Source organism: Bellilinea caldifistulae (assembly GCF_001306055.1).
In the GTDB taxonomy this organism is placed as follows: Bacteria; Chloroflexota; Anaerolineae; order Anaerolineales; family Anaerolineaceae; genus Bellilinea; species Bellilinea caldifistulae.
This window is the reverse complement of the sequence record NZ_LGHJ01000013.1, coordinates 90,637-103,886: the sequence shown is the minus strand read 5'-3', so window position 1 is coordinate 103,886 and position 13,250 is coordinate 90,637. Positions and strand designations below refer to the sequence as shown.

Genomic DNA, 13,250 nt, shown 5'->3' with positions numbered 1-13,250 from the left:
TTGGAGGAAACATGCAAACCTTTCTTCACGGACGTGACTTAATCGGGGATCTCGATTTCTCGAAAGAAGAAGTCGAAACTATCCTGGATGTTGCTTTTGACCTCAAGCGCAAGCGTGCTTTGAATGAGTCTACCGCCTACCTGCGCGATAAAGTGCTGGCGATGCTGTTCTTCTTCAGCAGCACCCGCACACGCGGTTCATTTGAAGCGGGCATGGCGCACCTTGGCGGGCATGCCGCCTTTATCGAGAGCCGCACCACTCAAATTGCCCATGGCGATACCCCCAAAGAAATTGGTGAGATTTTCGGCCGCTATTTCGATGGGATTGCAATTCGGCATGTGGACTGGGGTGTCGGCAACAAGTACATCAGCGAAGTGGCTAAATACTCCCGTGTGCCTGTGTTGAATATGCAGTGCGATATCTGGCATCCCTTCCAGTGTCTGGCAGACCTGATGACCATTGTCGAAAAGAAAGGGCGCGATTTGCGCCGTAAAAAGATGGTGGTTTCCTGGGCGTATGCGGCTTCCTATCAAAAGCCGATGTCCGTGCCGCAATCTTTGATTGTGCAGATGCCGCGCTTTGGCATGGATGTGGTTTTAGCGCATCCGCCTGAATTCCGCCTGATGCCGGAAGTGATGGAGATGGCGCAGGAGCAGGCACGTAAGTACAAAGTCGGTTTTGAAGTGGTAGATGATATGGAAGAGGCTTTCAAGGATGCCGATATCATCTACGCCAAATCATGGGGCGCAATGGTGCATACGCCGGATGCCAATGAGGGCGCTGAGATTATCAAGAAATACTCTCACTGGATCACGGATGAACGCAAGATGGCGCTGGCCAAAGAAGACGCTATTTATATGCATCCCTTGCCGGCCGACCGCAACATCGAAGTCACCGACGGTGTGATGGACGGCCCTCAATCGGTTGTGTACGATGAAGCCGAAAACCGCATGCATGCCCAGATGGCGGTGATGGCGCTGACGATGGGCTAAAAAAAATTATCACTTTGAGAGAGGAGAATTGGAATTTATGGCTAAAAAACTGGCAGTTGTGGCAATCGGCGGAAATTCGCTGATCAAGGATAACTCCAAAGTATCGGTTGAAGATCAGTACCAGGCCGCCAAAGAGACCGCCTATCATATCGTGGATATGATTGAGGCGGGTTGGGATGTGGCGATTGGACATGGCAATGGCCCGCAGGTTGGGTTTATTCTGCGCCGTTCCGAAATTGCCGCAAAGGTAGAAGGAATGCACGAAGTTCCGCTGGATGTCTGCGGGGCCGACTCACAGGGTGCCATTGGCTATGCCTTGCAGCAAAACCTGCAAAATGAACTGCGCCGCCGCGGAATCGAAAAATCGGTCGCAACGGTGGTTACGCAGGTGCGGGTTGATCCGAATGACAAGGCTTTTCAGAACCCTACCAAACCCATTGGTGGTTTTATGGATGAAGCCGAGGCAAAACGCCGCGAGAAGGAAATGGGTTGGAAGGTTGTCGAGGATGCCGGCCGGGGCTGGCGGCGGGTGGTTGCTTCTCCCATTCCACAGGAAGTGGTTGAATTGCCGGCGGTTAAAACCCTGCTGGATGCCGGTGTGGTTGTCATTACGGTTGGCGGTGGTGGTATCCCCGTCGTCCGCAATGAGCAGGGTGACTTGCAGGGCGTGGCAGCGGTGATTGACAAGGATTACGCCAGCAGTCTTCTGGCGCGCGAGATCAATGCCGACCTGATGGTCATTTCCACCGCCGTGGAAAAAGTTGCCTTGAATTTCGGAAAACCCGACCAGAAGTGGATTGACCGCATGACATTAGCGGAAGCCAAGCAGTATCTGGCGGAAGGCACTCACTTTGCCAAAGGCTCGATGGCGCCCAAGATTCAGGCGATCATCTGGTTCCTGGAAGCCGGCGGCAAACAGGCATTAATCACCAATCCGGAAAATATCGGCCGCGCGTTGAAGGGCGAAACCGGTACCTGGATCGTCCCATAAACCTCAAAAAACAAGGGTCTGCCTGATATGATCGTATCAGGCAGACCCACCCCTCAAATGATTTAAGCTAATCTGGGGTTTAATTATATTGCCAGCGTTTGGAGCGAGTTTCTTCTTCTACCGGTATCTATTTCGTGTAAAATAGTAAGGTAATTCAGGGTTTGCCCCCCGACCCTTAATGTAAACCCGGAATGGGGTGGTCAAGATGGTTTCCCTATGTTTTTCAAAGATCAAGAAAGGAGGTTGGTAGAAGGAAAAGATTTGAGTTTATCCCTGATCCCACAGTCAAACGTTTCCAAATCTCTCGCTTTTAATTGAACAATGGAGGAGAAAATGAAATCCAAACGCATCTGGTTTGTCATGAGCTTTGTTTTACTGCTCACCCTTTTGGTGTCAGCCTGCCAACCGGCAGCCACTCCAACTCAGGCGCCCCAGCCGACTCAACCGCCCGCCGAACCGCAGCCGACTCAACCACCCGCCGAACCGCAGCCGACTCAACCACCCGCCGAACCGCAGCCGACTCAACCACCCGCCGAACCGGAAGAGTTCATCATCGGTATGCTTCTGGTGGGACCGTACAATGACCGCGGCTGGAGTCAGGCTCATTATGATGCCGGTCTGTATGTTGAAAAGAAAATCCCTGGCGTCAAGCTGATCTACATTGACAAAGTTAACCCGGCTGACCGACCCGGCACAACCCCCGAACAGCTGGCGGAGGATTTACTTTCGAAGGGTGCAAAGTTGATTATCTTCAACTCGGATGATATGAAGGATGGCGCCATTAACTTTGCCCGTGCCCATCCTGATGTGCCGGTCATTCACGCTTCCGGTGATACCTCCTGGAAAGAAGGCGTAAATTACATTGAATTCCCCAAATTCGGCAACACGATGGGGAGAATGGAATACGGTAAGATGATTGCCGGTTGTGCTGCTGCCCTGACCACCAAGACAGGCCAGATTGGCTATCTCGGCCCGTTGATCAATGATGAGACCCGCCGTCTGACGGCTTCGGCTTACCTGGGTGCCAAGTACTGCTATGAGAAATACGCTGGCAAGAACCCGGCCGACCTGAAGTTCAAAGTTACCTGGATCGGCTTCTGGTTCAACATCCCCGGTTTCACCGCCGACCCCACCCAGGTTGCGGATGATTTCCTGAACAGCGGTTACGATGTGGTCATCTCCGGTATTGACACCACCGAAGCATTGGTTCAGGCCAGCAAAGCCCGTGCTGCCGGAAAAGAAGTCTGGGCAATTCCGTATGACTATGAAGGTGCTTGCGCCGAAGCACCGGAAGTATGTTTGGGTGTGCCGTACTTCAACTGGGGGCCTGCTTACCTGCGGGCTGTTGAACAGGTTAAAGCCGGTACTTTCAAATCCTATTTTGAATGGCTAGGACCGGACTGGACGAACATCAACAACCACGATACCTCCGCGGTCGGCTTTGTGTTTGGCGATGCGCTCAGCGCGGATGCCAAAGCCAATGTGGAAAAATTCATCGCCGAACTGGCTGGTGGTTTGAACCTGTTCGTGGGTCCTTTGAATTACCAGGATGGCACGCCGTTCCTTGCCGAGGGTGAGGTGGCTACTGACTTGCAAGTCTGGTATCTGCCGCAATTGCTGGAAGGCATGGAAGGACAGAGCGTTCCCAGTAACTAATCATTCACATCCTATATGGATTTGGGGGCTGCCGCAGATGCGGCAGCCCCCAAAATGGAAGCACGAGCCAGATGGAAGGACTTTTGGTGTTAGAAGGCTGAGTTCTGCATGAAGGTTGAACTGATTCACATCCACAAACATTTTGGTGCAGTTCATGCAAACAATGATATCAACCTGACGGTTGAATCCGGGAAGATTCAGGGCATTCTCGGAGAAAATGGAGCCGGCAAAAGCACTCTGATGAAAATCCTTTCCGGCTATATTCAGGCCGATTCAGGAGAAATTCGGCTGGATGGAACACCGGTTAAAATCAGTTCCCCCTCGGATGCCATCCGAATGGGGATTGGTATGCTTCATCAAGATCCGCTCGATTTTCCACCCATGCGGGTGGTGGATAACTTGCTGATTGGTCAGGATGGGGGTTTATTCCCCAACCGCCGCGAGGTGGTGCGTGCGTTCAACGAGTTACAAAGCCAGTTTGGTTTCAGCATTGATCCTTATGCGTATGTGGATACCCTGACGGTAGGAGAACGTCAGCAGTTGGAAATCCTGCGTTTGCTCTGGTTGGGTGCGCGGGTGCTGATTCTGGATGAACCCACAACGGGGATCAGTGCTTCTCAAAAAGAAAAGTTGTTCGAAACCTTACGAAAATTAGCCGCACAGGGCATGTCGGTAATTTTTGTCTCGCACAAATTGGAGGATGTCGAGTTTCTGTGCGATCGGATTGCGGTTTTCCGAAAGGGTGAACTGGTGGGAGAAGTTGACCCGCCGTATGTCACCGATGAATTGGTCAAATTGATGTTCGGCCGCGTGATTAGTTTAGAGGAAAAACGCCGATACGAAACCTGTGATGTTTCCTTTCATCTCGATCATGTTACCATTGAAGATTACCGCCTGCAAATTCGAGATATCAATCTTACGGTGAGCTGCGGAGAGGTGATTGGATTAGCCGGTATGGAAGGTTCTGGCCAGGTGCAGTTTTTACGCACCTGCGCCGGTTTGATCCGCCCGGTGGCCGGTGAGATTAATCTGGGCGGCCGCCGATTGACCGGAAAACCCTACCGGGCTTTTTTGGAGGCGGGAATCGCCTATGTGCCTGCCTCACGTATGGAAGAGGGGTTAATCCCCGGTCTGTCTTTGACCGAGCATTTTATACTGGCTGAAGAGCAAAATGGTTTCTTTATCAACTTTGACAAAGCCCTGGCGACCACCCGTCAGAGGATTGAAGATTTCAACATCAAAGGAACACCGGTCAGTACGGTTGAGTCTCTTTCCGGTGGCAATCAACAGCGCGCTTTGCTGGCGATGTTGCGCCAGCCAGTGAATTTACTGCTGCTAGAACACCCCACCCGCGGTTTGGATATTGAGTCGGCTATTTGGATTTGGGGAAAATTAAAAGAACGCTGCAAGCAGGGTACAAGTATCATTTTCACTTCTGCGGATTTGGAGGAAATTTTGCAGTACAGTGACCGAATTCTGGTGTTTTACGGCGGGAAGGTTTCTCCACCGTTGGATGCCGAATCCACTACCGTTGAACAATTGGGTCAGTTAATCGGCGGTAAAGGTTTTTAATCCCCTGGCACAAGGTGACGGTATGACGATGATGAAGACATCCTCACGCTGGAGCGGCATTGGATTTCAAGCGTTGGCCGTTTTGTTGGCGTTGGCTTTTACAACGGTTGTCATGTTGATTTCTGGGGCTGATCCTCTTCAGGTTTATCAAAACATCATTACCGGTGCCCTGGGCTCGCCGACAAAAGTTGACGATATTCTGGTAGCCTGGACCCCCCTTCTATTAGCAACGGCTGGATTGCTGCTGACCTTTACAGCGGGTTTGTGGAACATCGGTATTGAAGGTCAGATTACGCTGGGGGCAATTTTCACTACCTGGGCGCTGCGAGTATTACAGCCGACTGACCTGCCACCCACGTTAATTGTGGCGGTTGGATTTCTGGCAGGGGCGTTAGGAGGTATGTTCTGGGCAGGATTGGTGGGCCTGCTGAAGATTTTTGGGAACGTTAACGAAATTTTTGGCGGCCTTGGTTTGAACTTTGTGGCGACTGCATTGACCATCTGGCTCATCTTCGGCCCCTGGAAACGTCCGGGGGTTGGCTCGATGAGCGGTACCGAGCCATTCCCGCTGGAATTATGGCTGCCTACCCTGCCCGGTTTTCGCCTCAGCCCTCTGGCACTGGCAATGGGAATTATCGCAATTGCAATTGTGTATATTTTGTTGCGCGGGACTTATTTTGGGCTGCGATTGAAAGCGGTTGGGCGGAACGGCAGGGCGGCCTTTTTGATGGGCATTCCTACGACCCGCTACATGTTGATGGCATTTTTGTTGTGCGGTTTGATGGCTGGACTGGCGGGCGCTACTCAGGTTTTAGCTGTCTATCACCGATTGATCCCTTCGATCTCGTCCGGCTATGGATTTCTCGGCATGATGGTTGCCATGCTGGTCAATTATCAAGCCCTTTGGGCAGCTCCGGTTGCCTTGTTCTTTGCCGCCTTGAATATCGGCAGTATCCAGTTGCCGATTGTCTTGAAACTGGATTCATCCCTTTCCGGGGTGTTGCAAGGTTCGCTGGTGCTGTTCGTGTTGTTGATGGACGGCGTCCGCCGCCGTCTGACACGCTCTTGATGAGGTTATGGAAATGGATACTCAAATCATCCTGATTGGTCTGGCTGGTGTTTTAGCCTCATCGGCGCCGATTGTCTTTGCAACCATCGGTGAAACTTTTGCGGAACGCAGCGGAGTGATCAACCTTTCCCTGAACGGCACAATCTTATTGACCGCCATGGCAGGTTTTGCGGTTGCCGTTACCACCAACAGTCTGTTTTTGGGCTTTCTGGCGGGGGCATTCATCGGCGGTCTGGTGGCATTGATTGTGGCGTTTAGCAGCATCACCCTCAAGCAGTCTCAGGTTGCGGTTGGTTTCATTCTGGCGCTTACCTGCCGGGATCTGGCTTATTATCTTGGAAATCCATTCATGGGCTTGCAGGGGCCGCGGGTGCCTTCCCTGCCCATTCCTGGGCTGGCGGATATTCCGATTATCGGGGTCATCTTCTTTCAACAGGATGTACTGGTCTATGCCAGTTTCCTTTTGATCATTGTTTCGTATGTGTTTATTTTCAAAACCCGTCCGGGTCTGATGTTGCAGGGGATTGGGGAAAAACCGGCAACGGCTTTTGTGCGCGGGGCAAATGTCAATCGAATGCGGTATTTTTACACCGTATTGGGCGGTATGCTGGCAGGTCTGGCGGGACCGATGTTTTCCTTGAGCGTCAAAGCCGGCTGGAAGGGTACCATCTCCGGGCTGGATGGATTCGGGTGGATTGCTCTTGCACTGACGATTTTTGGCGGCTGGAATCCGCTTCGGGCAGCATTTGGGGCTTACCTGTTTGGTTTGTTGCAGTGGCTGGGTTTGGTGCTTCAACCCAGTTTGCCAAACATCCCTTCCCAGGTTTTACAGGTTGCGCCTTTCCCGTTGATGATCTTAACTCTCCTTCTGGTCAACATCGGTAATGCTGAGTGGGTGGATCGTACGCTGGCAGCCTTACCGGAGAAAACCCGCAAGGGACTTGCCAATGTTCTACGGGCATTGCGTACTTCGCCGCCGGCTTCACTGGGCGTACCGTTTGAGAATGAATAATCAATCTTCTACCTAAGGATGAATATCTATGAGTGAATTTATTGGCTATCGCTGTTCGTTATGCAACACCGAGTATGCGCCGGGACAGGTAACCTATACCTGTCCGAAAGATGGCGGAAATCTGGATGTTGTGCTGGATTATGCTGCTATCCGGCAGAAATACGAAATTAATGACATCATTTCTCGCTCGGATTATTCGCTGTGGCGCTATTTGCCGTTATTACCCGTCAAAGACCCGGGGGGAGAAGGTACACCGCTGCGCATGGCTGGCTGGACGCCGACCTATTACCCGACCCGCCTGGCTGAGAAGTTGGGGCTGCGACATTTGTGGATCAAAGACGAAGGGCGTAATCCAACCGCTTCGTTTAAAGACCGGGCTTCTTCGGTGGTGGTGGCGCGTGCCCGGCAAATTGGAGCCGAAGTGGTGGTGACCGCTTCAACCGGGAATGCCGGTGCGGCTCTGGCGGGAATGGCAGCCGCCGTTGGTCATAAAGCGGTCATTTTTGCACCTAAGACGGCTCCCCCGGCTAAGGTGGCCCAATTGCTGGTGTACGGGGCACAGGTCATTCTGGTGGATGGAAATTACGACTCGGCTTTTGACCTGACCATTCAGGCTGCTGAAGAGTTCGGCTGGTACTGCCGCAACACGGGGTACAATCCCTTCACGGCAGAAGGTAAGAAAACGGCTGCATTTGAGATTTGGGAACACGTTATTTTGAACCTGAAACGGGATTTGCCACCGCTGGCTGTATTTGTCTCAGTGGGGGATGGCAACATCATTTCAGGCCTGCACAAAGGCTTCAAAGATTTGCAGGCGCTCGGCTGGCTGCAAAAAATGCCGCGCATTTTTGGCATCCAGTCTGAAAAGTCGGCAGCGGTTGCCAACGCCTTCTTTAAGGGCACCGAAGAAATCGAACCCGTGCAGGCGACCACGATTGCCGACAGCATTTCGGTGGATTTGCCGCGAGATGGGGTTCGGGCTGTGCGGGCAGCCCGTCAGACGGGGGGTGAGTACATCACCGTTTCGGACGAAGAAATCATTGCCGGGATTGGAGAACTTGGACCGGTTGGTATCTTTGCCGAACCGGCCGGATCAACAGCGTATGTTGGGTTGAAGAAAGCCATTGCCTTGGGTAAGATTACGCCCGAGGATCCGGTACTGGTCATTAACACCGGCAGCGGGTTGAAGGACATCCGGGCTGCCATGCAAGCAGTGCCGGCTGCGCCGGTGATCGAGCCTACCATGAGTGCCTTAAAAAAACATCTGGGAATTTGAAAACCGATACCTTGTGAGGTGAGAAAAGATTTTACATATGACCGAAAAACCAGTTTATTCCATCGTCGTGCCGGTCTACAACGAAGCCTCATGTCTGCATGAGCTTTACCGCCGCATGGTCGAAGTTATGGAGCGCACGGCTGAACCATGGGAGTTGGTGCTGGTCAATGACGGATCGGTGGATGAATCTCCTAACATCATCCGTGAGTTGGCTAATCAAGACCCACGTGTACGGCCGGTCATGTTTGCGAGAAACTTCGGTCATCAAATTGCGGTGACAGCCGGATTGGATTATTCCCGCGGTGATGCTGTTGTGATCATTGATGCTGACTTGCAAGACCCCCCGGAAGTCATTTTGGACTTGATTGAGAAGTGGAAAGAAGGTTATGAGGTGGTTTATGCGGTGCGCGCCGAAAGGGAGGGGGAATCCTTCTTCAAAAAGTTTACGGCTTCCCTTTTCTATCGTCTGATTGCCCGAATTACAGATGTGGATATTCCAATGGATGCCGGCGACTTTCGATTGATGGATCGAAAGGTGGTCAATGTATTGAACACCATGCGCGAACATCATCGCTTTTTGCGCGGCATGTCGGCATGGGTGGGTTTTCGTCAAACCGGCGTGCTTTACCGGCGGGCACCCCGCTTTGCCGGTGAAACCAAATACCCGCTGCGTAAAATGCTGCGGCTTGCGTTGACCGCGATCACCGGTTTTTCCTATTTTCCGCTCCAACTGGCGACTTATCTGGGCTTCTTTGCGGCGGGGTTGGCTATTTTAGCCATTCCGGTGGTGATTATCTTGCGAGCCATTCAGGCGCAAGCGTTTTTTGGTCAGGCAACCACCCTCATCGCTGTGTTGTTTCTGGGGGGTGTCCAGCTGATTTGCCTGGGAATTTTGGGCGAATATATCGGGCGAATTTACGATGAAGCCAAGGGCCGGCCGCTGTATATCGTCAGCGAAAGCCCAGAAGATTTTGAAAAAAATACCAAATCTTAATGAGGAGAAAACAGATGGCAACCATTGATTTAACCGTAATTCCAGAACGCAGAGAGCGGGCATTAAAACGGGTAAAGGAACGCAATATTATCATTCCGACTTTTGCCCAAATGAAAAATCCGAACTTAATACCCGACCACATCAAGGAAGAATTGCGAAACATTGGCTTATGGGATGTACACCCCCGCAACCTTTTCCGAATCACCTGGAAAAACGAGCCGAAACCCTTTGGCGGTTTGTTCGGCGGCGTCAATTTCATCGAATTACCCTCCAGCCTGACCGGTGTGCCAGCCCGCTTGATCGGTCTGGTGGGCAAATGGTTCCCGACCGGGGCGCATAAAGTCGGCGCGGCTTTTGGCTGCCTGGTGCCGCGGCTGGTGACCGGTCAGTTCGACCCCACCACTCAAAAAGCGGTCTGGCCTTCTACCGGTAACTACTGCCGCGGCGGGGCGTACGACTCGGCCTTGTTGGGTTGTCAGTCTATTGCCATCCTGCCGGAGGGTATGAGTAAGGAACGTTTCGAGTGGCTTTCCCGGATTGCTGGAGAAGTGATTGCCACGCCCGGCTCTGAATCAAATGTCAAAGAAATTTTCGATAAGTGCTGGGAACTGCGCCGCTCCGGTGAAGATTTGATGATCTTCAATCAATTTGAAGAGTTTGGCAATTACCTGTGGCATTACGATGTGACCGGACACGCAATGGAAGAAGTTTTGCAACAGGTGATGGGGCCGAAGGACAATTACCGGGGTGTGGCATTGACAACCGGTTCAGCCGGTACGATTGCCTGCGGTGATTATATGAAGCAGATTTTCCCGCGCAGCATCATTGTCGCCAGTGAGGCGCTTCAATGCCCGACTTTGTTGGAAAATGGTTTTGGTTCACACCGCATCGAAGGTATCGGCGATAAGCATGTGCCATGGATTCACAATGTGAAGAACACCGATATGGTGGTTGCAATTGATGATAATTCGGTAGTCAATTTGTTGCGTCTCTTCAATGAACCAACTGGCCGTGAGTATCTGGTCAAGAAGGGCGTTCCGGCAGAACTGGTGCAGCAATTAGATCTGTTCGGCTTTTCCGGGATTGCCAACATGCTTTCAGCCATCAAAGCCGCCAAATACTACGAAATGGGCGAAAACGACATCATGTTGTTCGTGATGACCGACTCGATGGAGTTGTATTCCAGCCGGATTCAGGAATACCGCGAACAGTTTGGTGAATTTACAACTTACGATGCCGCCGAGACTTTTGCCCGTGATTTACACGGCGAAACCACCGATCACTTGATTGAGTTGACCTACGCAGACCGCCGCCGGATCCACAATCTCAAGTACTACACCTGGGTTGAGCAGCAGGGCAAGACCTATGAAGAGATTGTGGCGCAGTGGTACGATCCGGACTACTGGACGAACATTCAGAAACAGGTGCCGGAAATTGATGCCTTAATTACCGAATTCAACCAGCGAGCCGGGCTGCTTTAAGCAAAAACTATGCCGTTGGTGCCAGCGGGGAGGGTAAATTCTTTTACCCTCCCCATCCTCTTTTTGTGGCTGGAGGATCATCCGCTCTACGGCAAATCTCCTTGCCGGTTTTGACTTTCGGCTATAATACGAATAGCCGATGACCAGTACGTATTCTCCGTTGCGTTCAATTGTCTCGGAAGATGCCATTATTCTGGTAGCCGTTCTTCCCCACCCCCGCGACCTGGAAATTGCCCGGGTTTTGGGATGGTATCGAATTCCTCTGCGTTCGGCGCCAAAAGTATTGAGTGTGGATTTCCTGGCGTTCTATCAGACGGCAGCCTTTGGAGAAAACGGGCGTTGGGGAATTCATTACCTTGCAGCCGTGCGCGGACATGAACTGACCACGCGGGCTGAATTGCTCCGTCATGAGGCTGACCATCCCCGCGCTCATGAAGAGTATTACAAAGTTCAACTGGGCGAATTGCAAAGACTGACACCGCCCATTCATGCTCACCGCTGGCGGAGGTTAACTTTCCTGTACACTACCGGTGAGCGGCTGAACCGGGCGACAACCCTTCAGGATCTGGTGGTGCATGATGAGGAAAGGCTGATTTTGTGGCGCGGCTTGCGGGAACGCGCTTTGCATCAACAGACCTATACCGCTCAGGAATTGCCAGATCAGTTGGAAGGTTTAGATGCCCTGCTTCTGGCCATGTTGGGTGATCAAAAGACCATTCAGGAACTGAAGAAGATTGATCAGATCGGTCAAAGCTGAGTAGTAAACCGCATGAAGGAGGAAACCATGAAGATGATTCTCAAAGGCGGCACGCTGGTTACGGCTGCGGAGATGTTCCGGGCAGATATTTTGATTGAAGGCGAAAAAATTGCCATGATTGGAACCGATCTACCGATCAGCGAAGATACGCAGGTTGTGGATGTTAGCAATCGCTTGATTTTACCGGGCGGGGTTGATCCGCACACCCATTTTGATTTACCCATGTTTGGAACGGTTTCATCGGATGACCATTATACGGGTCATAAGGCGGCAGCATTTGGGGGTACCACCACCGTGATTGATTTTGTCCCACTGGAAGACGAGGGAATTGAAAAAAGTGTTGCGCTCTGGCGGGAAAAAGCCGATCCCAAAGCGGCGATTGATTTCAGTTTTCACATGAATATCAGCCGCCTGGATGCTCAGATACAAGCCGAAATTCCTTATCTGGCGGGGATGGGGATTACTTCCCTGAAAGTTTTCAGTGCTTACAACAACCGCCTGCGCCTTTCGGATGAGAACATCTTTCGGGTGATGCGGATTGCCAGAGATCTGGGCTTTCTGACCATGCTTCACGCTGAAAATGGCGATGTGATTGAATTGCTGATTGCCGAGGCATTGGCTGCCGGCCATACCACACCCGAATGGCATGCTTTGACCCGGCCGGCATGGACGGCGGTTGAGGCGGTTTTGCGCGGTGCGGCTCTGGCGGCCATGGCGGAGGCGCCCCTCTATATCGTCCACATGAATGCAGCCGGTGAGGTTGATCAACTGGCTTATGCCCGCGATCGCGGTCTGCCGGTGATGGGAGAAACCTGTCCACAGTATCTGTTTTTTACCATTGATCATCTGCGCCGGCCGGATGGGGCTAAATGGGTCTGTTCGCCTCCCATGCGCACCACGGAAGATAACGAACGGCTCTGGCAAGGTCTGGAAAAGGGAATCTTGCAGGTGGTTGGAACGGATCATTGTCCATTTTTCTTCGATGGGACGAAAGCGATCCTGTACGAGGGTCAACCGGTGGCTATTCCCGGCAAGGAGCTGGGCAAGAAGGATTTCACCAAAATTCCCAATGGTTTACCGGCAATAGGCGACCGTCTTCCGGTGTTGTGGAGCGAGGGGGTTGCCAGCGGTCGGCTGACTCCTTCTCAGTTTGTTGCTTTGACCAGCACAAATCCTGCCAAAATCTTCGGCCTGTATCCGCGCAAGGGCAGTCTGATGCCGGGAGCAGATGCAGATATTGTGGTTTGGGATGCCCGGCGGGTTGTTGAGTATGGTGTGGCAAAATCGCATCATCGCACCGACTATAACTTGTTCGAAGGCTGGACTTTAACCGGCTTTCCGGAAAAGGTGTTCCTGCGCGGGAATCTCATTGTAGATGGTGATCAATGGCTTGGTAAAGCTGGAATGGGGCGTTTCGTGCAGCGCAGTTCACATAATCCGGTTCTTTGAG

At 52.1% G+C, this 13,250-nt stretch carries 11 protein-coding genes; all 11 read left to right on the top strand.

Features of this window, described 5'->3' with window-relative positions:
* The first annotated feature begins 11 nt into the window (after positions 1–11).
* Positions 12–992 carry an ornithine carbamoyltransferase gene (locus AC812_RS07895; RefSeq protein WP_061918233.1) on the top strand — a complete coding sequence of 327 codons (981 nt, stop codon included), beginning with the start codon at positions 12–14 and terminating at the stop codon, positions 990–992.
* 37 nt (positions 993–1,029) lie between these two features.
* Positions 1,030–1,983, top strand: a complete 954-nt coding sequence (gene arcC / locus AC812_RS07890; RefSeq protein ID WP_061918231.1) for a carbamate kinase — start codon at positions 1,030–1,032, stop codon at positions 1,981–1,983.
* 333 nt (positions 1,984–2,316) lie between these two features.
* Positions 2,317–3,639 (top strand): BMP family ABC transporter substrate-binding protein, encoded by a 1,323-nt coding sequence (locus AC812_RS07885; RefSeq protein WP_061918229.1) that lies wholly within the window; start codon positions 2,317–2,319, stop codon positions 3,637–3,639.
* Between the two features lie 108 nt (positions 3,640–3,747).
* A complete protein-coding gene (locus AC812_RS07880; RefSeq protein ID WP_061918227.1) occupies positions 3,748–5,211 on the top strand; it encodes an ABC transporter ATP-binding protein in 1,464 nt (487 codons plus the stop codon).
* A 28-nt stretch (positions 5,212–5,239) separates the two neighbouring features.
* Positions 5,240–6,280, top strand: coding sequence for an ABC transporter permease (locus AC812_RS07875; RefSeq protein WP_211261470.1), 1,041 nt, complete (start codon positions 5,240–5,242; stop codon positions 6,278–6,280).
* Positions 6,281–6,293: 13 nt separating this feature from the next.
* On the top strand, positions 6,294–7,292 hold the full coding sequence (locus tag AC812_RS07870; RefSeq protein ID WP_061918453.1) for an ABC transporter permease: 999 nt from the start codon (positions 6,294–6,296) through the stop codon (positions 7,290–7,292).
* Positions 7,293–7,320: 28 nt separating this feature from the next.
* The gene (gene thrC / locus AC812_RS07865) at positions 7,321–8,568 is read left to right on the top strand and encodes a threonine synthase (protein ID WP_061918225.1); all 1,248 of its coding nucleotides are present in this window, start codon (positions 7,321–7,323) and stop codon (positions 8,566–8,568) included.
* A 37-nt stretch (positions 8,569–8,605) separates the two neighbouring features.
* The gene (locus AC812_RS07860) at positions 8,606–9,562 is read left to right on the top strand and encodes a glycosyltransferase family 2 protein (protein WP_061918223.1); all 957 of its coding nucleotides are present in this window, start codon (positions 8,606–8,608) and stop codon (positions 9,560–9,562) included.
* Positions 9,563–9,576: 14 nt separating this feature from the next.
* Entirely contained in the window at positions 9,577–11,043 is a 1,467-nt protein-coding gene (locus AC812_RS07855) for a pyridoxal-phosphate dependent enzyme (protein WP_061918221.1), read from the top strand.
* 139 nt (positions 11,044–11,182) lie between these two features.
* Positions 11,183–11,800 carry a hypothetical protein gene (locus tag AC812_RS07850; protein ID WP_061918220.1) on the top strand — a complete coding sequence of 206 codons (618 nt, stop codon included), beginning with the start codon at positions 11,183–11,185 and terminating at the stop codon, positions 11,798–11,800.
* Between the two features lie 27 nt (positions 11,801–11,827).
* A complete protein-coding gene (hydA, locus tag AC812_RS07845) occupies positions 11,828–13,249 on the top strand; it encodes a dihydropyrimidinase (protein ID WP_061918218.1) in 1,422 nt (473 codons plus the stop codon).
* Position 13,250: the final 1 nt, after the last annotated feature.

Excerpts from the sequence above, each read along its gene's own strand:
- AC812_RS07895 (WP_061918233.1), top strand. The coding sequence starts at position 12 with ATGCAAACCTTTCTTCACGGACGTGACTTAATCGGGGATCTCGATTTC.
- arcC (WP_061918231.1), top strand. The coding sequence starts at position 1,030 with ATGGCTAAAAAACTGGCAGTTGTGGCAATCGGCGGAAATTCGCTGATC.
- AC812_RS07885 (WP_061918229.1), top strand. The coding sequence starts at position 2,317 with ATGAAATCCAAACGCATCTGGTTTGTCATGAGCTTTGTTTTACTGCTC.
- AC812_RS07880 (WP_061918227.1), top strand. The coding sequence starts at position 3,748 with ATGAAGGTTGAACTGATTCACATCCACAAACATTTTGGTGCAGTTCAT.
- AC812_RS07875 (WP_211261470.1), top strand. The coding sequence starts at position 5,240 with ATGATGAAGACATCCTCACGCTGGAGCGGCATTGGATTTCAAGCGTTG.
- AC812_RS07870 (WP_061918453.1), top strand. The coding sequence starts at position 6,294 with ATGGATACTCAAATCATCCTGATTGGTCTGGCTGGTGTTTTAGCCTCA.
- thrC (WP_061918225.1), top strand. The coding sequence starts at position 7,321 with ATGAGTGAATTTATTGGCTATCGCTGTTCGTTATGCAACACCGAGTAT.
- AC812_RS07860 (WP_061918223.1), top strand. The coding sequence starts at position 8,606 with ATGACCGAAAAACCAGTTTATTCCATCGTCGTGCCGGTCTACAACGAA.
- AC812_RS07855 (WP_061918221.1), top strand. The coding sequence starts at position 9,577 with ATGGCAACCATTGATTTAACCGTAATTCCAGAACGCAGAGAGCGGGCA.
- AC812_RS07850 (WP_061918220.1), top strand. The coding sequence starts at position 11,183 with ATGACCAGTACGTATTCTCCGTTGCGTTCAATTGTCTCGGAAGATGCC.
- hydA (WP_061918218.1), top strand. The coding sequence starts at position 11,828 with ATGAAGATGATTCTCAAAGGCGGCACGCTGGTTACGGCTGCGGAGATG.